We start from the raw sequence: 25,298 nt of genomic DNA on the forward strand, positions 1-25,298 counted from the left end.
TCCGCTGAGGTCAGAAAGTCATTACTCGATCAAACAAAAGGGTCCGAGTTGGGTAAACCCAATTGCACCACGCCATAGCTGCGGCGATAGGCCGCCTCGTTGTTGGCGATATGCCCGCGCGCCTGATGCAGGTCGCGGAAATAACGGGCCACCGGGTTGGTGTTGTACAAACCCGAGGCTGCCATGCAACGCAGCAGGTCGCTGACCCGGTCGGCGCAGACATTGGTCACATGGGATGACTGGTAGCGATACAACAGGCGGGTTTCAACGTCCGGATACTCGCCTGCAGCAGCCAGCGCCATGAGGTGTGCGTAATTGCGCATCAGCACCAGCTTGAGCGAATCAACGGTGATGGTGGCCTCGGCGACTGCCGCCTGGGCTGCCGGGTCTTCGGCGGTTTTGGCGCCATGCTTGCCGATATGCGCAGCGGCGTTGGTCCGGAACTCGTTGATCGCCCCTTGCAATGCACCCAGCGCCGAGGTGGATACCGCGCGGGCAAATACCTGGGCAAACGGGATGGAGTACATCGGGTTGGTGTTGACCAGCCGTCCCGGGGTGGCTTCGATGCTGTAGTTGTTGGTGCGTTGCACCCGGTGTGCAGGGACAAAGGCATCTTCAACGATGATGTCGTGACTGCCGCTGCCGCGCAGGCCCAGTACGTCCCAGTTCTGTTCGATCCGATAGTCAGAAGCCGGGATCAGGAAGGTGCCGTGTTCGGTCGGTCCGGTTTCATCTTGCGGCACGATGCCGCCCAGCAGGCACCATTGCGCATGCTGGCTGCCACTGGAGAAACCCCAGCGCCCGCTGACCCGGTATCCGCCCTTGACCGGAGTCACTTTGGCCACAGGCATATAGGTCGAAGCCACCAGCGTGGAGCTGTCTTCGCCCCAGACATCGCGTTGTGCTTCTACCGGGTAACGCGCCAGTTGCCACGGGTGAACACCGACCACACCAAAGACCCAGGCAGTGGACATGCAGCCCTCGGCCAGGATCATCTGAATTTCAAAGAAGGTGCGCAGATCCACTTCATGACCGCCCCACATCTTCGGCTGCAGGGCACGAAACAAGCCGGCCTCCTGCATGTCGCGAACGGTATCGTCGGGCAGTTTGCAATCCTTGTCCGCCTGGGCTGAACGGCTTTTTAGCGCAGGTATCAGATTGCGCGCGCGTTCCAGCAGCTCAAGCTCTATCGGACTTTTCTCTCGTATCTGATCCATCCGTCTGTTCTCCGTCAGTCTCTCGCTGCGCGAATGCGCGGGCGCTGTATGACGAATAATCCGGCCTGGCGCGCTGCTGATCATCGTCAAAGCGGACTAGGCGTTACGCCACCAACCCCCGCAGGGGTTGAAGAACTGCGCGAGGCTGCGATCGATTGCGCAGCGATGGCGGACCCTGCCAGCCGGGGTTACCGATCGCAGCCTCGCGCTGCTTGTCAGCGACTACAGACACTGCAATGGGTTATCAAACAGTGGGCAATTTCGCCCACGGCCGGTCCTGCTCGATTTGTGCGCTCAGACGCAACAGCACGTCTTCGCCGCCCAATGGCCCGGTAAACATCATGCCGATCGGCAAGCCGTTGTCGCTCATGCCCACCGGCAACGAGATCGCCGGCTGCCCGCTGACGTTGGCCAGTACGGTAAACGCCGCGCTGCCCATGGCGTTGTGGGCGTAGCTTTCCCAGGGCTGGTTGAGGCTGAGCAGGCCCAGTTCCGGGGTGACGTTGGCGGTGACCGGCGACAGGATCACGTCGTAGGTGTCGAACTGCTGCTCCATGTAGCCACCAATGCTTTCAAACGACTGCCGTGCCCGGTACAGGCCCTCGCCCGTGACTTTCTTGCCATTGTCCAGCACCACCTGGGTGATGCGTTCAAAGTCATCGGCAGTGGCCGGCCGGCCCATCGCCTGTTCGCGGTCGTGAACCAGGGTCAGCAAGGCGTCGCCGATCACCGATCCGTGGGCTCCGAACAACTGGCGCGGGTCGATATTCAAACGCAACTCTTCAACGTTGTGCCCCATCGCGCTCAGGCGTCTGGCCGTATCGTCCAGCACCTTTGCAACTGCAGGGTCCAGTGGCGAACCGGTCAGTGAATCCCGTACCAGGCCGATGCGCAAACGCCCGGGGGCGGTGCGCAGCTCTTCGATATACGGGCGTACCAGCGGCTTTGCCCAGTACGGGCTGCCTGGCTCATGACCCTGACCGACATCCAGAAACAATGCCATGTCGCGGATATTGCGCGATACCACGTTGCCGACGCTGGCACCGAACCAGCCTTCATATTTGCCCGGGCCGCTGGGGGTACGGTAACGGGTGGGCTTGAGGCCAACCACACCGCAATAGGAGGCCGGAATACGGATCGAGCCGCCGCCGTCAGTGGCATGGGCCACCGGCACAATGCCGGCCGCCACTGCCGAAGCCGCACCACCGGAGGAGCCCCCTGCGCTTCTGCCCAGGTTCCACGGGTTGCGGGTTTGCCCCCAGAGCAGGGATTCGGTGGTGGTGGTAAGACCAAACTCCGGGCACGCGGTTTTGCCGAAGGGTACAGCGCCAGCCGCCTGATAGCGGGCAATCAGAGTGCTGGTTTGTGGCGCCGGCGGTGCATCCTTGAACAGACGGCAACCATTGGTGGTGCGGGTACCTTCAAGGTAGGTGTTGAGGTCCTTGATCAGGATGGGCACGCCAGCCAGCGCGCCGGTGGCAGGTGCCCCTGCGGCGCGACGGGTCTGGAGCAGCGCACGGGCGTACTCGTCGTGACGCATGTTGACCGCATTGACCTTGGGATTGACCGCATCACAACGGGCCATGGCCGCAGCCAGCAGGTGCTCGGGAGTGAGTTCACCCTTTTGCACGGCCCGGGCCATGTCGGTGGCGTCCATCGCCAGATATTCGTTGGATGATACGGCGCTCGAACCCGCCGCACCGGCATAGCGGCCGAGCAGACCGGCGCCTGCGGCCAGGACACCGGCCTTGAGTACGTGGCGGCGTTGCCAGCCGGCCGGGGTCTGGGTGTCTTCTGGGGTAGCAGCAGGGATTGGCAAAATATCTCTCCGGATCACATCTTGTTGTTATGGGCAGGAGCAACCGCTCGACACTGGATTGCCCGCGATTGCGACACCCCGACCGGTCTGAACCGCCGGGTTGCCGGCATCGCGAGCAAGCACGCTCCTGCAGGGTTGATTTATTTCTGGGTGGAATCAGTCAGGGGTGACCATCGACTGCATGGTCGCCTGGAAGTGTTCGCCATAGGGCGGCAACATGCCCCACTCGCGGCGCGGATCATGGGCCGCAGCCTTGAAAACGGTGCGCATGTGGCTGAACTCGAGGAAGCCTTCACGGCCGTGGTAATGCCCCATGCCGGAGGCACCAATGCCACCAAACGGCGCGTCGTGCATGGCCGCGTGCATCATCACGTCGTTGATGGTCACGCCGCCCGAGATAGTGCGCTGCAGTACATGACGCCGCTCTTCTTCGCTCTGGCCAAAGTAATACAGGGCCAACGGCCGATCCCGTGAATTGATGTCCGCCAGCGCCCGGTCGATCTCATCGTAGGGCAGCACCACCAGCGCCGGCCCAAAGATTTCTTCCTGCATGATCAGGCTGTCACGGGGCGGATCGATCACCACTTGCAGGGGGCGACGCCGCGCCTGGGGATCAGCCTCCAGCTCTCGCGGGAAGCTCTCCACCCGGGCGCCCCGCTGTCGGGCGTCCTGCACGTAGCTTTCTATGCGTTGCAAGTGCCGGGCGTTGACCACGGCCACCACATCCGGATTGTCGGCCACGGTCGGCAACAGCTCGTTGTAAGCCGCACCAAGGGCGCCGATAAAGTCCCCCAATTGCTCTCGGGGCACGTACACCACGTCCGGATTGATACAAATCTGCCCACCGTTGTTGGCTTTGGCCACGGCAATGCTGAATGCAGCCTTGGCCAGATCGGCGCTGCGGGAAATGATCACCGGCGATTTGCCCCCGAGTTCAAGGGTCAGCGGCACCAGATTTTCGGCCGCATTGCGCATCACCGAGCGCGCCACGGCAGTGCTGCCGGTAAATACCAGATGGTCAAAGGGCTGCGAAGTAAACGCCTGGGCCAGGTCTGCATCACCGAGCACCACCGCGACTTCCAGCGAATCGAACAATTCACCGAAGGCCCGGGCCAGCACCTCGGCTGTGCGCGGTACCACTTCCGAGGGTTTGAGAATGGCCCGGTTACCCGCGGCCAGCACGCAGGCCAGCGGACTGAGCAAGGTGAACAGCGGCGCGTTCCAGGTGCCCATGATCCCGATCGAGCCCTTGGGCTGATGCATCACCCAGGCCTTAGCGCCCAACTGGTCATAGGGGGCGAATACCTCGCGCGGCTCGTCCTGCACCCAGTGCGCAACATGGTCGCGGGCATATTTGAGCGATGCCAGTGAACCCAGCACATCATTCATCAACGAAAAACCCTGGGGTCGGCCACCAAAGTCCGCATCCATGGCTTCAACCAACGGCTGCTGATAACGCACCAGCAGCTCTATCACCCGCTGGATCCGTTGCTGACGCTGTTCAACGCTGACCGGACCGGCCTCGATAAAGGCTTTTTTTTGCGCTGCCAACAGGCTGGACAGCTGTTCTGGGGCCGTACTGCTGCATGTCATGGATCAGTCCTCTTGGCATCGTTTTAATGCGCCGACGCTAGACAATTACGACCCACCACGCCTCGTCCGATCGGACGATAATCGGCTGTATTCGTTAGTCCATTAAGACGATGTAGGGCCCCACTGCGAGGGGAATACTGCAAGCACGAAAATTCAATCCATGAGGTTCGTCATGGCAATGCAAAGCAGTTTCGATCCCCAGGCATTCCGTACCGCACTCGGTACCTTCACCACCGGGGTGACCATCATCACCACCCAGGCTGAAGACGGATCACCTATCGGGATCACCGCCAACAGCTTCAACTCGGTGTCGCTCAATCCGCCGCTGGTGCTGTGGAGCCTGGCCAAGTCCGCCCGCAGCCTGCCGGTATTCAGCTCGGGCAAACACTGGAACGTGCACGTGCTGTCGACCGAACAGGAACCTCTGTCCGGGCGCTTTGCCATGCAGGGCGAAAACAAGTTCGCCGAAATCGAACTCGACAGCGGTATCAGCGAAGCCCCGCTGCTACAGGATTGCACTGCTCGCTTTCAGTGCCGTACAGCCTTTCAATATGAAGGCGGCGACCATGTGATTTTTGTCGGTGAGGTACTCGCCTTTGATCACAGCGACCGCGCGCCGCTGGCGTTCCAGAGCGGCCAGTACGCACTGGCAACCCGCAAGCCCCGTAGCGAGCTGCGCCTGGCAACCACCCCGCCACCTCCGGAATGCAGCTACACCGAGGATTTGCTGGGGTATTTGCTGGGCCGCGCCCACTACCAGCTGCTGGACGCCCTGCATCGCCTGTTGAGCAACCAGCAACTGGACGAACATGCGTTTTTCATCCTCTCCGTGCTGTGCATTCGCGACAACCTGACCCTGAACGAGATCAACACCTTCGTCAGCTACACCGGGCACGTGGTCACGCTGGCCAGCATGCGCTTCCTGGAAAAACAGAATCTGGTGGCACTGGAGGGCAGCAACCATGAACCGCGCTACGTCCTGACCGCCACCGGCCGTGAAGCCTCTTTGCAACAGCTGGCCCTGGCCAAGGCGGTTGAGGAGAACGTCTCGGCCAAACTAGGCCCCGGCGATGCCCAGGCGCTCAAGGTGCTGCTCAAGCGACTGATCAGTGTCAGCGACCCGGGACTGCCTGACCTGTGGGCTCCCCGTTAATAAAGGATTATGTATGAGCATTATTTCGCGATTTGACCTGACCGGCAGTGTGGCGGTGATTACCGGCGGCGGCCGCGGCATTGGCCGGGCCATTGCCCTGGCCTACGCCGAAGCCGGCGCCGATGTGGTGCTGGCGGCACGCACCCTGGGCGACGTTGAAGCGGTTGCCCAAGAGGTCCGCCTTTTAGGACGCCGGGCCCTGGCCCTGAGCTGTGACGTGAATGACAGCGAGCAGCGCAGCGCCCTGGTGACCCAGGCGCGTGAACACATGGGCAGCATCACCCACCTGGTGAATAACGCTGGCGGCGCCGGTCCGAACGATCCACTGACCCTGAGCGTCGAGCGTTTTGAAGAGATCATGCGCTTTAACGTGTCCTCGGCTTATCACCTGTGCCAGCTCTGCGTGCCCCATATGCGCGCTGCAGGCGCGGGCAACATTATCAATATCACCTCGGGGGCGGCGCGCTACGCGCAAACCCAGTTCAGCGCCTACGGCACGGCCAAAGCCGCTCTGAGCCACATGACCCGTCTACTGGCCCAGGATTTCGCGCCGCTGGTGCGGGTCAACGGGATTGCCCCCGGACCGATCCTGACCGACGCCCTGAACCGCGTCCTGCCGGTGGCCATGCGCGACGTCATGATCAAGGCCACGCCGCTGCAAAGTCTGGGCGAGGTGGAAGATATTGGTGCCGCCGCACTGTACCTGGCCACCCCGGCGTCGCGCTGGGTGACCGGCAAGATTCTGGAAGTGGACGGCGGTGCCGAGTCCAGCGTCTGGCCGGGCTGACGCTGCACCCATAAACCTGTGGGAGCTGGCTTGCCAGCGCTGCACACGATTGGGTTTTGCAGTCAGAGCACGCGCAATCCATCGCTGGCAAGCCAGCTCCCACAGCGACTCATATATTCCGGATTTTAGAGAGAGTGTTTATGGACCCGAAGTTGATTGAAGCCCTGGGCGATGAACTGTTTCACGCGCTGCTCGAACGCCGCAGCCTGCAGCCGCTGACCCAGCGTTACCCGGACCTGACGCTGGAAACGGCCTATCAGATTTCATTGCGCTTCCTGCAACGGCGCGAAGCCCTCGGTGAACAGGTGATCGGCAAGAAGATCGGGGTCACCAGCCGTGCCGTGCAGGACATGCTCGATGTGCATCAGCCCGACTTCGGCTTTTTGACCAACCGTATGCAGGTCGCCGATAACAGCGATGTCAGCTTCAGCGCCAATCTGCTGGTGCAGCCCCGGGCCGAAGGTGAAATCGCCTTTATTCTCGGCGAGGATCTGCACGGGCCCGGCATTACCGCCGAGGACGTGATGGCGGCCAGCCAATGGGTGGTGCCGTGTTTCGAGATTGTCGATTCGCGCATCGCCGACTGGAAAATCCGCATTCAGGACACCGTGGCCGACAACGCCTCATGTGGCGTGTTTGCCCTGGGCGAGCAGCGAATCGATCCCCGTGATCTGGACCTGGCCAAGGTCGAACTGCACCTGCTGAAAAACGGCCAGCCGGCCGGCAACGGCTTCGGTTCGGCGGTGCAGGGTCACCCCTGCGCGGCAGTGGCCTGGCTGGCCAACACCCTGGGCAAATTCGATATTCCGTTTCGCAAAGGCGAAATCATTCTGTCCGGGGCCCTGGCGCCGCTGGTACCGGTGCTGCCCGGCGACGAGGTCAGCCTGACCCTCAGCGGCCTGGGTTCTGCACGCCTGCGCTTTGTGTCTTAAACCCAGTTCGAGAGGCTTACCATGAGCAATAAAATCAAGTGCGCCCTGATCGGGCCGGGCAACATTGGCACCGACCTGCTGTACAAACTGCTGCGCAGCGAGGTGCTGGAGCCTGTGTGGATGGTCGGTATCGATGCCACCTCCGAAGGCCTGACCCGCGCCCGCGAGTTAGGTCTCAAGACCACCAGTGACGGCGTCGACGGCCTGTTGCCCCACGTCCTGGCGGACAATATCCAGATTGCCTTCGATGCCACTTCCGCTTACGTGCATGCCGAAAACAGCCGCAAGCTCAATGAGCTGGGGGTGTTGATGATCGACCTGACACCTGCGGCCATCGGCCCGTATTGCGTGCCACCGGTCAATCTGCAAGCCAATCTCAAACGCGGCGTGATGAACGTCAACATGGTCACTTGCGGTGGCCAGGCGACGATTCCGCTGGTGGCTGCAGTATCCAGCGTGCAGCCCGTGGCGTATGCCGAGATCGTGGCCACGGCGGCGTCCAAATCGGTCGGCCCGGGCACGCGCAAGAACATCGACGAATTCACCCGCACCACCGCCAGTGCCATCGAGGAGGTCGGCGGCGCGAAAAAAGGCAAGGCGATCATTATCGTCAACCCTGCCGAGCCACCGCTGATCATGCGCGACACCGTGCATTGCCTGACCGAAACTGCGCCGGACAAGACGGCGATTACCCTGGCAATTACCGACATGATCCAGCAGGTACAGAAGTACGTACCGGGCTACAAACTGGTGAACGGCCCGGTATTTGACGGCAATCGGGTCTCGATCTTCATGGAGGTCGAAGGCCTCGGTGACTACCTGCCCAAGTACGCCGGCAACCTCGACATCATGACCGCTGCGGCGGCGCGTACGGCCGAGATGTTTGCCGAGCAAATGCTCAACGGCGAGCTGCAACTCAAGGCCACCGCCCCTCAACCTGCCCTCGCTTAAGGAGCTATCCATGGATCTTCGCGGCAAAAAAATCACCGTGCATGACATGTGCCTGCGCGACGGCATGCACCCCAAGCGTCACCAGATCTCCCTGCAACAAATGAAAGACATCGCCTGCGGCCTGGATGCTGCCGGTGTGCCTTTGATCGAGGTGACCCACGGCGATGGCCTGGGCGGCAGTTCGGTGAACTACGGTTTTCCGGCGCATACCGACGAGCAATACCTGTCGGCGGTAATCCCGATGATGAAGCAGGCCAAGGTTTCAGCCTTGCTGTTGCCGGGTATCGGAACCGTGGATCACCTGCAAATGGCCTACGAGCTGGGGGTCAACACGATCCGGGTCGCCACCCATTGCACCGAGGCAGACGTGTCCGAACAGCACATTTCCTATGCCCGCAAGCTGGGCATGGACACCGTGGGCTTTCTGATGATGGCGCACATGAACAGCCCCGAAGGGCTGGTCAAGCAAGGCAAGCTGATGGAGAGCTTCGGGGCCAACTGCATCTACCTCACCGACTCCGCAGGCTACATGCTGCCCCATGACATCAAGGCCCGGGTAGCGGCCATGCGGGCCGCGCTGCACCCGGACACCGAGATCGGTTTTCACGGCCATCACAACCTGTCGATGGGGGTCTCCAACTCCATCGCCGCAATCGAAGCCGGGGCTACCCGGATCGATGCGGCCGCCGCAGGTCTGGGCGCCGGCGCGGGCAATACGCCGATGGAAATCCTGGTGGCGGTCTGTGACCGCATGGGCATTGAAACCGGAGTCAGCGTGTTTGGCATCCAGGACGTGGCTGAAGACCTGGTCGTGCCGATCATGGACTTCCCGATCCGCAGCGATCGCGACGCCCTGACCATGGGCTATGCCGGTGTGTATGGCTCGTTCCTGCTGTTCGCCAAGCGCGCCGAGAAGAAGTACGGCGTACCGGCACGGGAAATTCTGGTGGAGATGGGCCGACGCGGCATGGTCGGCGGCCAGGAAGACATGATCGAAGATACCGCCATGACCCTGGCTCGCCGCCGGGGCTGAGGCAGGGGTTTGGCAAAGGCGCTGACGCAATGCGGGTCAGCGCCTTTGGCGTTTTTATCTGACAGGAAAACCGATTATGTCCAACCCTAACGTCGGCTGGCGCAGCCATGCTTTGCTGTTGTTGCTGGCTGCGGTGTTTGCCGACAACTTTGTCGGCCGGCAGATCCTGGCGGTCATGATTGAACCGATCAAGCTCGAATTCGGCGTCAGTGACACGGCCATGGGGCTGATTTCCGGGCTGGCATTTGCCGGGGTCTACGCCCTGCTCGGCTTGCCTGCCGGGCGTCTGGCCGATCGCATGTCGCGCACCCGCCTGCTGGCCATGGCGTGCCTGCTGTGGGCCGTGGCGACCATGGTCTGCGGCCTGGCCGTGAGTTTCTGGATGCTGGCCCTGGCGCGCATGGCGGTTGCGGTGAGCGAGTCGCCCACCACCTCGGCGTCGATGTCGATCATTGCCGATTTGTACCCGCCCCAGCGCCGTTCGTTTGCCATCAGTTGCTTCACCGCTGCACCGACCTTCTCGGCGGTGATCGGCTTGAGCCTCGGCGCCTGGGTGGTCGAGCAGTATGGCTGGCGCATGGCGTTTATCGTAATTGGCATGCCGGCGCTGCTGTTTTCCCTGGTGCTGGCCTTCGTGGTCAAGGACCCGGCCCGTGGCCGTTGGGATCTGGCCAGCGCCCATGCCGCGCATCCCCTGCAAAGCCTGAGCCGCGAAGCCCGCGCACTCTGGGCCCTGCCCGCTTACCGCTGCCTGATCATGGCCGGGGGCCTGACCACCCTCAGCTCCTATGCCATCGGCATGTGGAACACCAGTTTTCTGGTGCGCTCCCATGGCTTGTCGTTGCAGCACGCCGGACTCCTGGCCGGGTTTATTTGTGGCGGCTTTGCCGGTATCGGGGCGTTGTTCAGCGGCTGGTTGAGCGACCACCTGACGCCGCGCAATCCGCACTGGCAAGTGGGTATTCCGGTGATCGGGCACGTGGCCGCGATCAGCGCACTGTTCGCCTATTTGTTGTGGCCCGACACGGTCTGGACCCAGGTTGCAGGCGTGCCGATCCCCAGCGCCATGCTGTGGTGCGCGCTGTACAGTTTTTTTGTGGTGTGGTGGGTGGCGCCGTCCTACAACCTGGTCACGCAACTGGTGCCGGCCAATCGCCGGGGCACGGCGATGGCCTTGCAAACCATTATTTCGACACTGCTGGGGGTCGGGGTCGGGCCTTTGCTCGCCGGTTTGTTCAGCGATGCCCTGCTGCCACGTTTTGGCATTGAATCGTTGCGCTACGGCTTGCTGCTGGTGAGCCTGCCGGTGGTCGGTGCGATCATACTTTTAATTCGCACATCCACCCACGCCGCGCAGACCCGCTATTTGCATGTGGAACGCGCGGCGTAGTCAGCGACCAACTTGCGGGTCAGTTCCTCGGACGACAATTGGGCGCTGCGTCCCGGACTCAGTGCGAAGGCCTGACCCGCCCACAGGTTGATGAAATCCCCGGAACCGGCAGGCTCGGTTTTGGCCTTGAGCGGTAGCAGTGCGCCGCCCGCCAACGGAAACTCCGGGGCCTGGGAGTTCATCGGCCCCAGCTCACGCATCACCCGGTTGAGGATGCCGCGGGCCGGTCGACCGGTGAACAGGTTGGTCAGGGCGGTGCTGCCGGGGGCGGCTTCGCGCAAGGCGCGGTAATGGGGCTCGGCAAGTTTGGCCTGCTGGCAGAACAGGTAGGCCGTGCCGATTTGCACGGCACTGGCACCCAGGGCAAAAGCCGCCGCGATACCCCGGGCATCGGCCACGCCACCTGCGGCAATCACCGGCACGGATACCGCATCGACAATTTGCGGCACCAGGGCAAAGGTACCGATCTGGGTCGCCAGCTCATTGCTCAAAAACATCGCGCGGTGGCCACCGGCTTCGTAGCCCATGGCAATGATCGCGTCACAGCCGTTGCGCTCCAGCCACTGCGCTTCTTCAACGGTGGTGGCGGAACTTAAAATCTTCGCCCCGCAGGCTTTGACCCGGGCCAACAGGTGCGGGGCCGGCAGGCCGAAGTGAAAGCTGACCACCGGTGCACGCAGCTCTTCAACCAGGGCGCAGGCGGCCTCATCAAAAGGCGCACGGCTCGACACCGGGGTCGGCGCGTCATAGTCCACTCCCAGTTCGCGGTAATAATCCTTGAACAACGACTTCCACTGCCGGGCCCGGGCCTCGTCGGGTTCCGGGGCCTGATGGCAGAAGAAGTTCAGATTGAACGGTTGATCGCAGGCTTCACGAAAGGCCGCCACTTCGGCGCGTACCCCCTCCAGGGTCAGGGTGGCACAGGCCAGGGAGCCCAGCCCTCCGGCCCTGGCCACGCCAATCATCATTGCTGCCCCCGCCCCCAGCATCGGAGCCTGGATGATCGGATGGGCAATGCCCACCAGGTCGGTAAAACGGGATTGAGTCATTGCAGGTCTCGCAGATCAGTTCAAGGTTGAAACGGACATCAGCGCTTGGCGGCCAGGGCCGATATCAATGCCGGGTCACGATTATAAATGTCCGGTGAGTACACCACCTTGCCGTTCTTGTCGGCATGGGCGGTCCAGTACGTCATGAGGATAGGCACCGGGTTGGACAGCCTGAACTCGGTGGTGCGCCCGGTGGCCAGCAATTCCTCGGTGCGGGCTTTCTCCGCCGGGGTCACCAGCAGGTCGCGCAACTGGAACACCGACTCGACCCGCACGCAGCCTGAACTGAAGGCACGGGGGCCTTTACTGAACAGGGCCTGGCTGGGGGTGTCGTGCAGGTACACGGCGAACGGGTTGGGGAAACGGATGACGATACGCCCCAGCGGGTTGCGCGGCCCGGCACCCTGACGCAGCAGGATGTTGCCCGGACGGTCCCAGTCGATGCTCTGTACCGCCAGCGGCTGCCCGCTGCTGTCGAGTACCTGCAGGTCATGCTTGCTGAGGAAAGACGGATCGCGGCGAATCTGCGGCAGTTTGTCTTCCTTGAAGATGGTCGGCGGGATGGTCCAGGTCGGGTTCAGGGTCAGGCGCGTCACCCGGGACTTGAGCAACGGCGTCTGCCGGTCGGCCCGCCCGACCTGGGTGCGGGTCTGCCATACCGGCTGGCCGTTCTGGAAGACGGTCAACTGTGCAGCCGGAACATTGACCAGCAGGCTGGTGGGTTCGAAGTCCCGGGCCATCCAGCGAAAACGTTCCAGATTGATCCGCAGTTGCTCACGGCGGGTTGCCGGACTGACGTTCAACTCTTTCACGGTGCCCGGCCCGACAACGCCATCGGCCTGTAGCGAGTGATCGAGCTGGAAGCTCTTGACCGCCGAGGCCAGCTCATTGGAGTAGGTGTTGTTGACGATCTGCGGCTCGCCGCTCAGGTAACCCTCGCTGGCCAGACGCCTGGCCAGTGCCGGTACCCGCGCATCCTGCATGCCGGGGCGCAGCAAGGGGCCATCCGCGATCGGCTGCCACTGGGGCAGCGGTTGCTGACGCTCCCGGGCATAGACCCGGCGCAAGTCTTGATATTGCTCAAGGGCGGGACGGGCCTGGGCAAAAGCAGCTGCCACGTTCTGCACCCCGGGCCCGGCGATTGCCAGCAGTTCGGCCTGGGGATCTACCTCTACAGCGTTGGCGTGCCAGACCGGTTCAAAGCGGCTTTGCGTCAGGCGACCAAAATGCAAATCGTGCAGGGCTTGCAGATATTGACGGCTGGTGTCGATGTCGGCACACAGGTCCTGGCCCTCGGGCAAGGGGTAATTGAGCGGGTCGAGCCCGTCGTCGGCCAGCTGTGGCAAGGCGGCCTGCAGAGCGGCCAGACGCCCCTCTTGTGCCCATACCGGCTGGTAGTTCTGGCCTTCATAAAAGGCCTGCAAAAGTGCCTGGGTCTGAGGCGTCAGGCCGGACGCCAGGGTCGGACAGGCCTGGGGCAGTTGTAGCAGGGTCTGCTGCACCGGGTTGGCAGGCTGGTCGGGGGGCATGTCGGCCCATGCGACCAATGGCGACGCGAGCAAGGCAATGCTCAAGTAAAATGCCTGTTTTTTGATCAACTGCTTTACTCCAATCCATGGCCGTCACGTTGGCGGTCACCGTAACAGCCGTCACGGCAACCCTGAAGGCTAGCAGTAAATAAAGGATCGCCATTAACTCGATGGAGTGTCAGGAGCCAATTCAACAGTGGAAACTCTTAATCTATGCTGATTTCTTTGCGACGACTTTTTCTGGTCGCCGCGACCCTGGGAGCCTTGTGCAGCCCAGCGTTCGCCGCCAATACTTCATCACCAGGGCTTTACAACAGCCTCGCCCAGGCCGCTCCGGAACTCAATCCCCAGGTACTTAAAAGTGCCCTCAGTGCCATGCAATGCGCCGTCAGCAGTGGCGCCAGCCCCGCACAAAACCTTGCCGTCATCGACTATTCGCAACCTTCCACGGCCCGCCGCCTGTGGATCTTCGACTTGCGCAAGAAGACCCTGGTGCTGCGTGACCTGGTGGCCCACGGGCAAAAATCCGGGGAAAACTTCGCCACTCAATTCTCCAATAACGAAGGCAGCCATCAATCCAGCCTTGGCCTGTTCCGCACCCAGGAAAGCTACCAGGGTGCCAACGGTTACTCACTGCGCATGGACGGCCTGGAGCCGGGTATCAATGACAGTGCCCGTGAGCGGGCCATCGTGATTCACCCTGCCAGCTATGTGAACCCGTTGTGGAGCCAGACCCAGGGCCGCATCGGCCGCAGTCAGGGCTGCCCTGCCGTACGCCCGCAAGTGGCGCGCCAGGTGGTAGACAAACTCAAGGACGGTCAGTTCATGTTTGCCTGGTACCCCGATCAGCATTGGCTGCAATCGTCGGCTTATCTGAACTGCAAGCCCCGCCTGGTGGCGAGTATCGTCTCCACCAAAGGCGGCTGAGAGGCAGGACGTCGGTGCTGACTACGCCGATGACACTTTTGAAGCGAACCCTTTCACTGACTGCCTCGATAATCGAAAGCATTCTGATGAAATGTCGAGGTTCAGCATGACGAGTGCCATCACCGGGCAGGTCAGCCCCAAAACCCTGAGAAAAGTCATTGCCGCCGCGGCCATCGGGAACTTCGTCGAATGGTTCGACTTCGCGGTTTATGGCTTTCTGGCCACCACCATCGCCCAGCAGTTTTTCCCTAGCGGTGATGCCAGTGCCGCGCTGCTCAAGACCTTCGCCGTATTCGCCGTAGCCTTTGCGTTCCGTCCCCTTGGCGGCATTTTCTTCGGCATGCTGGGTGACCGCATCGGTCGCAAAAGAACCCTGGCGATGACCATTCTGTTGATGGCGGGTGCCACCACACTGATCGGTGTGCTGCCTGTCTATGCCGCCATTGGCGTGATGGCGCCGATCCTGTTGACCCTGATCCGTTGCGCCCAGGGCTTTAGCGCCGGGGGTGAATACGCCGGTGCCTGCGCCTACCTCATGGAACACGCTCCTGATGATAAAAGGGCCTGGTATGGCAGCTTCCTGCCGGTATCGACCTTCTGCGCCTTCGCCGCCGCGGCCGTGGTGGCCTATGCCCTCGAGGCGTCGCTATCGGCACAGGCCATGGCCGACTGGGGCTGGCGCCTGCCGTTCCTGATTGCGGCACCACTGGGTCTGGTGGGGCTTTACATGCGTCTGAAGCTGGATGAAACCCCGGCATTCCAGGCGGTGGCCGAGGAACGTGCGGTGGCCCACTCCCCGCTCAAGGAAACCCTGCGCAACCATGGCGCGGCCATCTGCTGCCTGGGTGCCTTTGTGTCGCTGACGGCGTTGTCCTTCTATATGTTCACCACCTACTTCGCGACCTACCTGCAAGTAGCCGGGGGCCTGAGTCGGGCAACGGCGTTGCTGGTTTCGCTGATTGCCTTGCTGTTTGCCGCCGCGATCTGCCCGCTGGCAGGACTGTATTCAGACCGCGTCGGGCGCAGGGTTACGGTGATGACGGCCTGTGCACTGCTGATGGTCGTGGTCTATCCATCGTTCCTGATGGCCAGTTCCGGCGGCTTCGCAGCGTCCATCGTCGGCGTCATGCTGCTGGCGGTGGGCGCGGTGCTGTGCGGGGTAGTAACCGCCGCCCTGCTCTCGGAAACCTTTCCGACCCGCACTCGCTACACCGCCTCGGCCATTACCTACAACATGGCCTACACCCTCTTCGGCGGTACCGCACCGCTGGTGGCGACATGGCTGATCAGCACCACCGGCAGCAACCTGTCGCCAGCCTTCTACCTGATAGCCGTTGCACTGCTGGCATTGCTCGGTGGCCTGGCGTTACCGGAGACCTCAAAGATTTCCCTGCATGAGGCCGGGGCCGGAACCCCGGGCGCAACAGATCCGCGCAGCAAAATGGCCATTCACTGCGGGATAGGTGACGGGTAGTCAGCACCGGAAAAATGCGCAGCCAGATTGGCCAGGGTCAGGTCGGACATCGCCCTGCGGGTATCCCAGGTGGCACTGGCCATATGCGGCGCCAACAGCACACTGTCCAGCCCCAACAAGCCGGGATGGGGCCGTGGTTCATCCTCGAACACATCCAGCCCGGCCCCCAAAAGACGACCCTCGGCCAGTGCGCTGGCGAGCGCGGCCTCATCAACCACGCTGCCACGCCCCACGTTGATGAGGATGCCTTCACTGCCCAGCGCCGCGAGCACCGTGGCATCCACCAGGTGCCGGGTCGATTCCCCGCCGCCCACGGCAATCACCAGAAAATCCACAGCTGCAGCCAGCTCGGTCAGCGATGAATAGTAAGGATACTCAACCGCCAGCGGACGCCGCCCGTGGTAGCTGATGCGCATGTCAAACGCCGCCGCGCGCCGGGCAATCGCCATGCCGATGCGCCCCAGCCCGACGATGCCCAGACGCGCGCCGCTGACCTTGCGGGTAAAGCCGAACGGACCTTGCTGCCATTGCCCGGACCGCACGAACTGATCGGCCCTGGCAATGCGCCTGGCGGTGCCGAGCATCAAGGTAATGGCGAAATCGGCAACGTCCTCGGTCAGCACGTCCGGGGTGTGGGTCACCACAATGCCCCGGGCCCGGGCGAACGCGACATCGATACCGTCGTAACCGACACCGAACACCACTATCACTTGCAGATCAGGCAGGCGCCCGATCAGTTCGGCCCCCACCCGCGACTCACCATTGGCGACCATGGCACGGATTCCCCGCGCCTTCAGTGCATCGAGTCCGGCACCGCTCTCGCTGCATTCCAGCACCTCATATCGGGCATGTAAACGTTCGCTGAGCATGTCCGGCAGACGCGCCACTTTAAGCACTGTGAACATTTTCGCGGCCCTCCCGTATAGCATCACGTACGACCTGGCGCTTGCGTTGCCCCCCCAGGTACAGCCCCAGCACGCCACCGGCCAGCAAGGCGACGGCGACCATCAACAAGGCGTAGTCATAGCTGAGGGTGGTGTCCTTGATCCAGCCCATGACCGGTGGCAGACCAAGCCCGGCGATGTTGGCAATGGAGTTGATCAAGGCAATCGAAACAGCGGCCGCTGGCCCGGACAGGTACTCGGTAGTCGTGGCCCAGAACACCGGGGTCGCCGCCCAGTTCAGGCCGACCGCCACCACCAGCATCACGTAGGCCAGCCACTGATTGCCGGTAAACACCGCCAACCCCAGCATGCCCCCGGCCAGCAACAGTGGCCCGCCCAGGTGCCAGCCCCGCTCACCGGTGCGGTCGGAATGGCGGCCGTTGGCGTACATGAATACACAGGCAAGGAAAAACGGCATCGCCGACAGCAGGCTGACCACAAACGAACCTTGCTTTGATACCGACTGCACGATCAGCGGCAAAAACAGCGTCACCCCGATAGTGCCGAAAGCCTGAAGTAACCAGAACAGACTCAGCAACCACACCTGGCGACTGCGAAACGCCACATGCCAGGCATCCTTGTGCGAGATGACCGTGGTCGCCTGTTCGGCCTCGATGGTGCGGCTGAGCCAGGCTTTTTGCGCACTGTCCAGCCAGTTGGTAGTGGCGGGAGAATCTGGCATGTAGCGCAGGACCACGATGCCCAGCGCCACTGCAGGAATGCCCTGGAGAAAGAACAGCCAGCGCCAGCCGTTGATGCCCAGCAGACCGTCCAGGTGCAGGAAGGCACCCGACAGCGGCAAGCCGATCACCGACGCCAGCGCCGCGCCGATGTAGAACCATGACATGGCCCGGGCGCGGTCACTGCGCGGATACCACTGGGACAGGTAGTAGATGATCCCGGGGGTGAAACCGGCTTCGGCTGCACCCAGCAACAGGCGCATCACGTAGAGCTGGTTGGCGCTCTGGATCAGGCTCATGCCGGCGGCGATGATGCCCCAGGTGATCATGATCCGCGCAATCCAACGCCGTGCACCGACCCGGGTCAGGATGATGCTGCTGGGCACTTCGAACAGAATGTAGGTGAGGAAGAACAGACCCACGCCGATGCCGTACATGCGCGCGCTGAGCCCGAGGTCGGCGTTCATGGTTAACGCCGCCACCGAAATGTTCGACTTATCAATGTAAGCCACCATGTACAACAACATCAGGAAGGGAATCAGCTTCAGGTTGAGCTTCTTCATGGTGCTGGCATGCAGACAACTGTCCAGCGAAGGACCTGTCATGGGGAAAACCTCTTGTTGTATTTATTTTAGGAACCCGACAGCCGCCTGATCCCTTGGTTATGGCCAGACGATAAACCAGTCGCGACAACAGTTCAATATATGATGACTCATCCCTTTATATGGGATTAATCATTACCCAGTTCGACCCGCTGCCGACATTTGCATGCCGGTGCCGCGGCTCGGGGGTGGCGCCCAAAGGCTATCGCTGGCAAGCCAGCTCCCACAGGGGAGTGGCAGTGCACACCACTGTTCAGCACACAGCTCCCACAGCGGGAGCGGCAACTTTTCAGATCACAGCAAATCTGTAGGAGCTGGCTTGCCAGCGATGCGGGGGGCCGGGTGTCTGTGTTCAATCGCTGGCAAGCCAGCTCCCACAGGGGGAATGGCAACTTTTAAGATCACAGCAAATCTGTAGGAGCCTGGCTTGCCAGCGATGCGGGCGACCGGGTGTCTGTGTTCAATCGCTGGCAAGCCAGCTCCCACAGGGGGAGTGGCAACTTTTCAGCACACAGCAAATCTGTAGGAGCCTGGCTTGCCAGCGATGAGGAGGACCGGGTGTCTGTGTTCAATCGCTGGCAAGCCAGCTCCCACAGGGGGAGTGGCAACTTTTCAGATCACAACAAATCTGTAGGAGCCTGGCTTGCCAGCGATGCGGGTGACCGGGTGTCTCTGTTCAATCGCTGGCAAGCCAGCTCCCACAGGGGAGTGGCAGTGCACACCACTGTTCAGCACACAGCCCCCACAGGGGAATGGCAACTTTTCAGCACATAGCAAATCTGTAGGAGCCTGGCTTGCCAGCGATGAGGGCGACTGGATGTCTGTGTTCAATCGCTGGCAAGCCAGCTCCCACAAAACACAGTGCCCAAAAGGGATTTTCGGGCGGCTTTCAGATCAGAAGTTGGCGGGGGTGTTGGCACTGATGATTTCCGCCTCGTCCGCCCCGATATTTCTGAAGCGATGGGGCAGCGTGGTCGGGAAGTAATAACCGTCCCCGGCATTCAAGATGCTGCTCATTCCATCTACGGTGAGCTCAACCACTCCCCGCGTGACCAGCCCGCACTCCTCCCCTTCGGCGTGCACAATCGCTTCTTCACCCGAGCTTGCGCCAGGCGCATATTGCTCGCGCAACAAACGCATCTGCCGGCCCGGAACCGAAGCGCCAATCAGCAACAGGCGCAAGCCGTCACGGCCCAGATCCGGCTGTTCATTGGCCCGGAACACGTACTGGTGAGCACGGGGCGGCTGGTCGAAGGTGAAGAAGTCGGCCAAAGACATGGGGATGCCTTCCAGCAGTTTCTTCAGAGAGCTGACTGAAGGACTGACGCGATTCTGCTCGATCAGGGAGATGGTGGCATTGGTGACGCCGCTACGTCGGGCCAGCTCGCGCTGGGACATTTTGTAGCTTTCGCGTACTAGTTTGAGTCGTGAGCCCGTGTCCATGACAGCCTTATGTGTGAACTACTTAAGGGTAATGGGGGGGCGACGGATGGCGTAGATCGCACCGTACCCCTGTACCACAAACGTGAAAGGCGGCTATTAAATCACGTTTGCGGGTGTTGCTCAGCAGGTTCGCCAAATGACCGCTAAATATAAGACCTCCGGGAGCGGACTTGCCCGGGATCAGGCCGCTTGCCAGGTGTTCTCAGATACCGAAACGGTCGCGCATTGCGTAGTACGCCGCGCCCATGGCTGTAAGCGGCGCCTGGAAGGTACGGCCGCCAATCATCGGCATGTGCGGCAAGGAGGCAAAAGCGTCGAAACGCTCGGCATCGCCACGGATCATTTCCGAGATCAATTTGCCGGCCAGGTGCGAACAGGTCACCCCGTGGCCGCTGTAACCCTGCATGTAGTAGGCGTTTTTCTCGATACGACCGAATTGCGGCATGCGTGACATGGTCAGCAGGAAGTTGCCGGTCCAGCGATAGTCGATTTTGACGTTCTTCAATTGCGGGAAGGTCTTGAGGATTTTCGGCTTGATCAGTTTTTCGATGTCGTCCGGTTCGCGGGCGCCATAGACCACGCCGCCGCCATACAGCAAACGATTGTCGGCCGTCAGGCGGTAGTAATCCAGCAGGTAGTTGCAGTCTTCAACGCAGTAGTTGTTGGTGATCAGGCTGCGGGCAACCTCTTCGGGCAGCGGTTCGGTCACGGCAATTTGCGACCCGCAAGGCATGCTCTTGGCGGTCACGCGATTGTCGAGGTTCTGCGGTAGATAGGCGTTACCGGCGATCAGCAGGTACTTGGCCCGCACTACGCCCTTGGCGGTGCGCACTGTGATCGGCTCGCCGTAAGTGATGTCCACGGCAGCCGACTGTTCGTAAATTTTACCGCCCAGGCCAATGAACGCCATGGCTTCACCCAGTGCCAGATTCAGCGGATGGATGTGCCCGCCCTGCATGTCCAGCAGACCCCCAACGTAGTTGGCACAGCCTACTTCGCGCTTGATGTCCGCGGCGTCGAGCATTGTCAGTTTCTGGTTGCCATAACCCTCCCAGCTGCTTTTCTGCTCGGCCAGGGCTTTGAGCTGCTTGCTGTTCAGCGCGGCAAAAATTCCGCCCGGACGGTAATCACACTGGATGTCGTACTGGTCGATGCGCTGGCGAATGATATCGGCGCCTTCGAACATCATGCTGCCCAGCACCTGGGCCGTCTTTTCGCCGTAACGGGCCTCGATGACATCGACGTCCCGGCTATAGGAGTTGACCAACTGACCGCCGTTGCGACCGCTGGCACCGAAACCGACCCGGGCCGCTTCAAGTACGGTCACGCTGTAGCCCGCTTCGGCAAGGAACAGGGCCGAGGACAGGCCGGTGTAGCCGGCGCCGATCACACAGACATCGCACTCCACCGATTCCTCGAGCACCGGGAATTCGGCCCTGTGGTTTCGGGTCGCGGCGTAATAGCTGTTTACATGGGTTTGTTTCATGAAATTCTCCGATGGGCACCGCCGGCGTACCGGCAGGTCCGGACGCCGGCGCCACGCATTCGTGGGGGACGCAGGCTCTGCGTCCCCCACCAACTGCGCAATTGTTCTATCTGTGAATGACAGCCGTTGGCCAATCAGACGGTGTGCAAGTACCAGTTGTACTCCAGGTCCGAGATGGAGTTCTCGAACTCGGCCAGCTCGCTTTCCTTGCAGGCGACGAAGACGTCGATGTACATGGGATCGATATATTTGGCCATGACTTCGCTGTCATCCAGCTCGCGCAGGGCATCGCGCAAGTTGTTCGGCAAGCTCTGTTCATTTTGCTCGTAGCTGTTGCCTTCCACCGGTGGGCCCGGTTCGATTTCGTTGGTCAGACCGTGGTGAATACCGGCCAGTACCGAAGCCATCAGCAAGTACGGGTTGGCATCGGCGCCGGCAACCCGGTGTTCGATGCGTACCGAATCGGCAGAGCCTGTGGGGACGCGAACCGCTACGGTGCGGTTGTCGATGCCCCAGCTCGGTGAGTTAGGCACATAGAACTGGGCACCGAAACGGCGGTACGAGTTGACGTTCGGGCAGAGAAAGGCCATCTGCGCCGGCAGGGTCTCGAGCACACCGCCGATCGCGTGACGCAGTGCGGCGTTCTGCTCGGGATCCTCGCTGGCAAAGATGTTATTGCCCTGCTTGTCGAGAATCGAAATGTGCACGTGCAGACCATTGCCCGCCTGGCCCGGGTACGGCTTGGCCATGAAGGTGGTGTCCATCTCATGGTCGTAGGCAATGTTCTTCACCAGACGCTTGAGCAACACCGCGTAATCGCACGCCTTGATCGGGTCGTTGACGTGATGCAGGTTGACTTCGAACTGCGCCGGGGCGCTTTCCTTGACGATCGCATCAGCCGGGATGCCCTGCTCTTTTGCACCTTCCAGAATGTCCTGCAGGCAGTCGACGTATTCGTCGAGATCATCAATCAGGTACACCTGGGTCGACATCGGGCGCTTGCCGGACACCGGCGAACGCGGGGACTGCGGACGACCGTTTACGTTGTCCTGATCGATCAGGTAGAACTCGAGTTCAAAGGCGGCGCAAATGGTCAGGCCCATGTCATCGAACTTGCTGACCACCTGACGCAACACTTCCCTCGGGTCAGCGAAGAACGGCTGGCCTTCAAGTTCGTGCATGGTCATTAACAGCTGGGCCGTCGGGCGCTTCTGCCAGGGCTCGATGCACAGCGTATCGGGGATGGGGTAGCAGATGCGGTCCGAATCACCGATGTCCAGGCCCAGGCCGGTGCTTTCCACCGTAGAACCATTGATGTCCAGTGCAAACAATGATGCCGGCAGGTTTATGCCTTTTTCGTAGACCTTGTGCAGACTGGTGCGTTCGATGCGCTTGCCGCGCACCACGCCGTTCATATCCGCAATGAGAAGGTCGACGTACAAAACCTCAGGATATTTCTTAAGGAATGCGTTCGCTTCATTGAGCTGAATGGCACGCAGGGGGACCGACATGAGGCACCTATTATGTTAATTATTATGTTCACAGCCGTTTCTGAAACCCAGTCAATCCGAAAGGCAAAGTGAAGTCAATAGCGAACACCCGGGCCTTCATCGTTATTTTTCAGGCAAAAATTAGCTCATATTGTGCCAACGGAGCTTTGGCATAGCGGCGAATTATGACGATCCGAAGCTGCGTGTTTAGAATTTTTTACATAGAAGTTGTTAATTAAAATCAACAAGGCTAAGCTCCGAAAAAGCTCTTCAAGTGTCAAACTTCGAGGTGATAAAAATGGCAATCAAGCCATTGATCGGCGTTACAGCGTGCGTCAAACAGATTGGCCTGCACCCCTACCACGTCAGCGGCGACAAGTACCTGCGGGCTGTAAGTGTCGCGGCGCAAGGGCTCCCGGTGATCATTCCCAGCCTGGCCGAACTGACAGAAACAGATGAACTGCTGGCCCGTCTGGACGGCCTGCTGCTCACCGGCTCACCGTCGAACGTACAACCAGTCCACTATGATGGCCCCGCCAGTGCACCCGGCACGGAGCACGATCCGGCGCGCGATGCCACCACCCTCCCTCTATTGCAAGCAGCCATTGCGGCGGGGATTCCGGTGCTCGGCATTTGCCGAGGCTTTCAGGAAATGAACGTGGCGTTTGGTGGCAGCCTGCATCAGAAGGTGCATGAGCTCCCCGGTGCCCTCGACCACCGCGAAGCGGATCACCCGGATCTGTCCGTGCAGTACGCCCCGGCCCATGCCGTTCACGTGCAACCGGGTGGTGTATTCCAGGCGCTGGATCTGCCCACGGTGTTTGAGGTCAACTCGATCCACGCCCAGGGCATCGACCGCCTGGCCCCGGGTCTGCGCGCCGAAGCCATTGCACCGGACGGCTTGATCGAGGCGATTTCTGTCGAGCACAGCGAGGCGTTTGCCGTCGGCGTGCAATGGCACCCGGAATGGCAGGTCATGAACAACCCTGTCTACTTGAGTATTTTCCAGGCGTTTGGCGATGCATGCCGACAACGTGCAGCGCTTCGTGAGAGCCGCTGACTGACAAGTCCGATACCTGTTTGAACCCTGAACTGCCCCCGTGAATCAGGAGGGCGTGTCTTGGCACGCCCGTCCTTCACCACAACAACAAACCGCAATAACAACAAGTACTACCGACAGCCCGTCCACAGCTGTCTTGCAATCAACTCTTATGTCGGGCCCTTCTGGCCTGACGACTGAAATCTGTTGGGAGTTTCACATGGCAAACGCCTCCAGCCTTTACAGGAAGGTTCTTGAAGGCCAGCAGACACCGAAAAAGGTGCTGGTAAAATTCGATCGGGTCACGAAAAAATTCGACGAGACGATTGCCGTGGACGATGTGTCCCTGGAGATCCATCAGGGCGAAATCTTTGCCCTTCTCGGCGGTTCCGGTTCCGGCAAGTCGACCCTGCTGCGCATGCTGGCCGGCTTCGAGCGACCGACTGAAGGACGGATTTATCTCGACGGGGTCGACATCACCGACATGCCGCCCTACGAGCGGCCGATCAACATGATGTTCCAGTCCTACGCCCTGTTTCCGCACATGACCGTGGCCCAGAACATTGCCTTCGGCCTCAAGCAGGACCGTTTGCCTGCCAGCGAAATCGACGCCCGGGTTGAAGAAATGCTCAAGCTGGTGCACATGACCCCGTACGCCAGGCGCAAGCCCCATCAATTGTCCGGCGGTCAGCGTCAGCGTGTGGCCCTGGCCCGTTCGCTAGCCAAGCGTCCGAAGCTGCTGCTGCTCGATGAGCCGATGGGCGCACTGGACAAAAAACTGCGTTCGCAAATGCAGCTCGAGCTGGTGGAAATCATCGAGCGCGTCGGCGTGACCTGCGTCATGGTGACCCACGATCAGGAAGAGGCCATGACCATGGCCCAGCGCATCGCAATCATGCACCTGGGCTGGATCGCCCAGATCGGCAGCCCGGTGGATATCTATGAAGCACCGGTCAGCCGCATGGTGTGTGAGTTCATCGGTAACGTGAACGCCTTTGACGGCGATGTGATCGAAGACGAAGAAGGTTTCGCGATCATTCACTGCCCGGAACTGGAGCGTAATATCTACGTCGGCCACGGGGTCACTACGTCACTGGAAGACAAGTCGACCACCTACGCTATTCGCCCGGAAAAAATGCTGGTCACCACAGTCAAGCCGGTCTTCGAGTACAACTGGTCGCGGGGCAAGGTGCATGACATTGCCTACCTGGGTGGCCATTCGGTGTTCTACGTCGAACTGCCCGGCGGCAAGATCGTGCAGTCGTTCATGGCCAACGCCGAGCGCCGTGGTGCACGACCGACCTGGGACGACGAAGTTTACGTCTGGTGGGAAGACGACAGCGGCGTGGTACTGCGCTCATGAACCTTCGAAAATTCAAACGCCGTCTGCAACGAATAACCCCCGGTGGCCGCCAAATGGTCATCGGGATTCCATTCCTGTGGCTGTTCCTGTTTTTCATGCTGCCGTTCTTTATCGTCCTGAAGATCAGCTTTGCCGAAGCCGACGTGGCGATTCCGCCGTATACCGAGATCTACAGCTACGTTGACCAAAAGATTCAGCTGCTGCTGAACCTGGGCAATTTCGCAATGCTGGGTGACGACGAGCTGTATATCGCCGCTTACCTGGGCTCGTTGAAGATGGCTTTCTTCAGCACCGCGTTGTGCCTGCTGATCGGCTATCCGATGGCCTATGCCATTGCCAATGCGCGCAAAGAGATGCAGACCGTGCTGGTGCTGCTGATCATGATGCCGACCTGGAC

The 25,298-nt window shown here is 61.0% G+C and carries 20 protein-coding genes and 1 pseudogene; 11 read left to right on the top strand and 10 right to left on the bottom strand.

Translation table 11 applies throughout. From position 1 onward, the window contains the following. Positions 1-29: 29 nt before the first annotated feature. The 3 genes from WG29040_RS02820 to WG29040_RS02830 all read right to left on the bottom strand — a co-directional run bounded on the left by WG29040_RS02820 (position 30) and on the right by WG29040_RS02830 (position 4,629). Positions 30-1,217, bottom strand: coding sequence for an acyl-CoA dehydrogenase family protein (locus WG29040_RS02820; protein WP_003447746.1), 1,188 nt, complete (start codon positions 1,215-1,217; stop codon positions 30-32). Positions 1,218-1,461: 244 nt separating this feature from the next. Then, a complete protein-coding gene (locus tag WG29040_RS02825) occupies positions 1,462-3,036 on the bottom strand; it encodes an amidase (protein WP_003447748.1) in 1,575 nt (524 codons plus the stop codon). Between the two features lie 156 nt (positions 3,037-3,192). Then, positions 3,193-4,629, bottom strand: a complete 1,437-nt coding sequence (locus WG29040_RS02830) for a coniferyl aldehyde dehydrogenase (RefSeq protein WP_127195627.1) — start codon at positions 4,627-4,629, stop codon at positions 3,193-3,195. A gap of 172 nt (positions 4,630-4,801) precedes the next feature. Here WG29040_RS02830 and WG29040_RS02835 point away from each other — a divergent pair, with 172 nt between their 5' ends. From WG29040_RS02835 to WG29040_RS02860, 6 genes are all read left to right on the top strand, one after another. Continuing rightward, positions 4,802-5,782: a flavin reductase family protein gene (locus WG29040_RS02835; protein WP_003447751.1), complete on the top strand. Its 981-nt coding sequence runs from the start codon at positions 4,802-4,804 to the stop codon at positions 5,780-5,782. 13 nt (positions 5,783-5,795) lie between these two features. After that, positions 5,796-6,569: a glucose 1-dehydrogenase gene (locus WG29040_RS02840; protein WP_003447753.1), complete on the top strand. Its 774-nt coding sequence runs from the start codon at positions 5,796-5,798 to the stop codon at positions 6,567-6,569. 140 nt (positions 6,570-6,709) lie between these two features. Further along, the gene (locus WG29040_RS02845; protein WP_003447755.1) at positions 6,710-7,501 is read left to right on the top strand and encodes a fumarylacetoacetate hydrolase family protein; all 792 of its coding nucleotides are present in this window, start codon (positions 6,710-6,712) and stop codon (positions 7,499-7,501) included. 21 nt (positions 7,502-7,522) lie between these two features. Next, positions 7,523-8,452 (top strand): acetaldehyde dehydrogenase (acetylating), encoded by a 930-nt coding sequence (locus WG29040_RS02850; RefSeq protein WP_127195628.1) that lies wholly within the window; start codon positions 7,523-7,525, stop codon positions 8,450-8,452. Positions 8,453-8,462: 10 nt separating this feature from the next. After that, positions 8,463-9,485 (top strand): 4-hydroxy-2-oxovalerate aldolase, encoded by a 1,023-nt coding sequence (dmpG, locus tag WG29040_RS02855; protein WP_003447759.1) that lies wholly within the window; start codon positions 8,463-8,465, stop codon positions 9,483-9,485. A gap of 76 nt (positions 9,486-9,561) precedes the next feature. Then, positions 9,562-10,875, top strand: coding sequence for an MFS transporter (locus WG29040_RS02860; RefSeq protein WP_010657409.1), 1,314 nt, complete (start codon positions 9,562-9,564; stop codon positions 10,873-10,875). On the opposite strand, the gene WG29040_RS02865 is transcribed toward WG29040_RS02860, so the two are convergent. Continuing rightward, on the bottom strand, positions 10,848-11,924 hold the full coding sequence (locus WG29040_RS02865) for a nitronate monooxygenase family protein (RefSeq protein WP_127195629.1): 1,077 nt from the start codon (positions 11,922-11,924) through the stop codon (positions 10,848-10,850). The genes WG29040_RS02860 and WG29040_RS02865 overlap by 28 nt on opposite strands. 38 nt (positions 11,925-11,962) lie before the next feature. Further along, positions 11,963-13,522: a murein L,D-transpeptidase gene (locus tag WG29040_RS02870; protein ID WP_127195630.1), complete on the bottom strand. Its 1,560-nt coding sequence runs from the start codon at positions 13,520-13,522 to the stop codon at positions 11,963-11,965. A 144-nt stretch (positions 13,523-13,666) separates the two neighbouring features. Here WG29040_RS02870 and WG29040_RS02875 point away from each other — a divergent pair, with 144 nt between their 5' ends. After that, entirely contained in the window at positions 13,667-14,380 is a 714-nt protein-coding gene (locus tag WG29040_RS02875; protein WP_003447781.1) for a murein L,D-transpeptidase catalytic domain family protein, read from the top strand. A gap of 106 nt (positions 14,381-14,486) precedes the next feature. Continuing rightward, positions 14,487-15,854, top strand: a complete 1,368-nt coding sequence (locus WG29040_RS02880) for an MFS transporter (protein WP_127195631.1) — start codon at positions 14,487-14,489, stop codon at positions 15,852-15,854. Here the strand turns inward: WG29040_RS02880 and WG29040_RS02885 are convergent. The 5 genes from WG29040_RS02885 to WG29040_RS02905 all read right to left on the bottom strand — a co-directional run bounded on the left by WG29040_RS02885 (position 15,830) and on the right by WG29040_RS02905 (position 22,520). Further along, on the bottom strand, positions 15,830-16,759 hold the full coding sequence (locus WG29040_RS02885; protein ID WP_010657413.1) for a 2-hydroxyacid dehydrogenase: 930 nt from the start codon (positions 16,757-16,759) through the stop codon (positions 15,830-15,832). The genes WG29040_RS02880 and WG29040_RS02885 overlap by 25 nt on opposite strands. Then, complete coding sequence (locus tag WG29040_RS02890) at positions 16,743-18,083, bottom strand: MFS transporter (RefSeq protein ID WP_003447785.1); 1,341 nt, start codon at positions 18,081-18,083, stop codon at positions 16,743-16,745. Before WG29040_RS02890 ends, WG29040_RS02885 begins: the two co-directional genes overlap by 17 nt. Before the next feature lie 891 nt (positions 18,084-18,974). Further along, complete coding sequence (locus WG29040_RS02895) at positions 18,975-19,523, bottom strand: cupin domain-containing protein (protein WP_003447789.1); 549 nt, start codon at positions 19,521-19,523, stop codon at positions 18,975-18,977. Positions 19,524-19,725: 202 nt separating this feature from the next. Continuing rightward, entirely contained in the window at positions 19,726-21,009 is a 1,284-nt protein-coding gene (locus WG29040_RS02900) for an FAD-binding oxidoreductase (RefSeq protein WP_127195632.1), read from the bottom strand. Positions 21,010-21,143: 134 nt separating this feature from the next. Then, positions 21,144-22,520, bottom strand: coding sequence for a glutamine synthetase family protein (locus WG29040_RS02905; RefSeq protein ID WP_003447791.1), 1,377 nt, complete (start codon positions 22,518-22,520; stop codon positions 21,144-21,146). Between the two features lie 277 nt (positions 22,521-22,797). Between WG29040_RS02905 and WG29040_RS02910 the strand changes: the two genes are divergently transcribed. From WG29040_RS02910 to WG29040_RS02920, 3 genes and pseudogenes are all read left to right on the top strand, one after another. Next, positions 22,798-23,559 carry a gamma-glutamyl-gamma-aminobutyrate hydrolase family protein gene (locus WG29040_RS02910; RefSeq protein WP_127195633.1) on the top strand — a complete coding sequence of 254 codons (762 nt, stop codon included), beginning with the start codon at positions 22,798-22,800 and terminating at the stop codon, positions 23,557-23,559. Between the two features lie 199 nt (positions 23,560-23,758). Further along, a complete protein-coding gene (locus WG29040_RS02915; protein ID WP_003447793.1) occupies positions 23,759-24,901 on the top strand; it encodes an ABC transporter ATP-binding protein in 1,143 nt (380 codons plus the stop codon). Beyond that, positions 24,898-25,298: pseudogene (locus WG29040_RS02920) on the top strand (putrescine ABC transporter permease PotH); the annotation flags it as partial. The gene WG29040_RS02915 and the pseudogene WG29040_RS02920, both read left to right, overlap by 4 nt.

It is taken from the genome of Pseudomonas sp. PAMC 29040 (assembly GCF_003994535.1).
In the GTDB taxonomy this organism is placed as follows: domain Bacteria; phylum Pseudomonadota; class Gammaproteobacteria; order Pseudomonadales; family Pseudomonadaceae; genus Aquipseudomonas; species Aquipseudomonas paraversuta.

What these genes read in the sequence shown, in the direction of transcription:
- WG29040_RS02905 (WP_003447791.1), bottom strand. Translation starts at nt 22,520, where the DNA reads ATGTCGGTCCCCCTGCGTGCCATTCAGCTCAATGAAGCGAACGCATTC.
- WG29040_RS02850 (WP_127195628.1), top strand. Translation starts at nt 7,523, where the DNA reads ATGAGCAATAAAATCAAGTGCGCCCTGATCGGGCCGGGCAACATTGGC.
- WG29040_RS02820 (WP_003447746.1), bottom strand. Translation starts at nt 1,217, where the DNA reads ATGGATCAGATACGAGAGAAAAGTCCGATAGAGCTTGAGCTGCTGGAA.
- WG29040_RS02875 (WP_003447781.1), top strand. Translation starts at nt 13,667, where the DNA reads ATGCTGATTTCTTTGCGACGACTTTTTCTGGTCGCCGCGACCCTGGGA.
- WG29040_RS02865 (WP_127195629.1), bottom strand. Translation starts at nt 11,924, where the DNA reads ATGACTCAATCCCGTTTTACCGACCTGGTGGGCATTGCCCATCCGATC.
- WG29040_RS02835 (WP_003447751.1), top strand. Translation starts at nt 4,802, where the DNA reads ATGGCAATGCAAAGCAGTTTCGATCCCCAGGCATTCCGTACCGCACTC.
- WG29040_RS02860 (WP_010657409.1), top strand. Translation starts at nt 9,562, where the DNA reads ATGTCCAACCCTAACGTCGGCTGGCGCAGCCATGCTTTGCTGTTGTTG.
- WG29040_RS02885 (WP_010657413.1), bottom strand. Translation starts at nt 16,759, where the DNA reads ATGTTCACAGTGCTTAAAGTGGCGCGTCTGCCGGACATGCTCAGCGAA.
- WG29040_RS02830 (WP_127195627.1), bottom strand. Translation starts at nt 4,629, where the DNA reads ATGACATGCAGCAGTACGGCCCCAGAACAGCTGTCCAGCCTGTTGGCA.
- WG29040_RS02840 (WP_003447753.1), top strand. Translation starts at nt 5,796, where the DNA reads ATGAGCATTATTTCGCGATTTGACCTGACCGGCAGTGTGGCGGTGATT.
- WG29040_RS02910 (WP_127195633.1), top strand. Translation starts at nt 22,798, where the DNA reads ATGGCAATCAAGCCATTGATCGGCGTTACAGCGTGCGTCAAACAGATT.
- WG29040_RS02900 (WP_127195632.1), bottom strand. Translation starts at nt 21,009, where the DNA reads ATGAAACAAACCCATGTAAACAGCTATTACGCCGCGACCCGAAACCAC.
- dmpG (WP_003447759.1), top strand. Translation starts at nt 8,463, where the DNA reads ATGGATCTTCGCGGCAAAAAAATCACCGTGCATGACATGTGCCTGCGC.
- WG29040_RS02915 (WP_003447793.1), top strand. Translation starts at nt 23,759, where the DNA reads ATGGCAAACGCCTCCAGCCTTTACAGGAAGGTTCTTGAAGGCCAGCAG.
- WG29040_RS02845 (WP_003447755.1), top strand. Translation starts at nt 6,710, where the DNA reads ATGGACCCGAAGTTGATTGAAGCCCTGGGCGATGAACTGTTTCACGCG.
- WG29040_RS02880 (WP_127195631.1), top strand. Translation starts at nt 14,487, where the DNA reads ATGACGAGTGCCATCACCGGGCAGGTCAGCCCCAAAACCCTGAGAAAA.
- WG29040_RS02890 (WP_003447785.1), bottom strand. Translation starts at nt 18,083, where the DNA reads ATGACAGGTCCTTCGCTGGACAGTTGTCTGCATGCCAGCACCATGAAG.
- WG29040_RS02895 (WP_003447789.1), bottom strand. Translation starts at nt 19,523, where the DNA reads ATGGACACGGGCTCACGACTCAAACTAGTACGCGAAAGCTACAAAATG.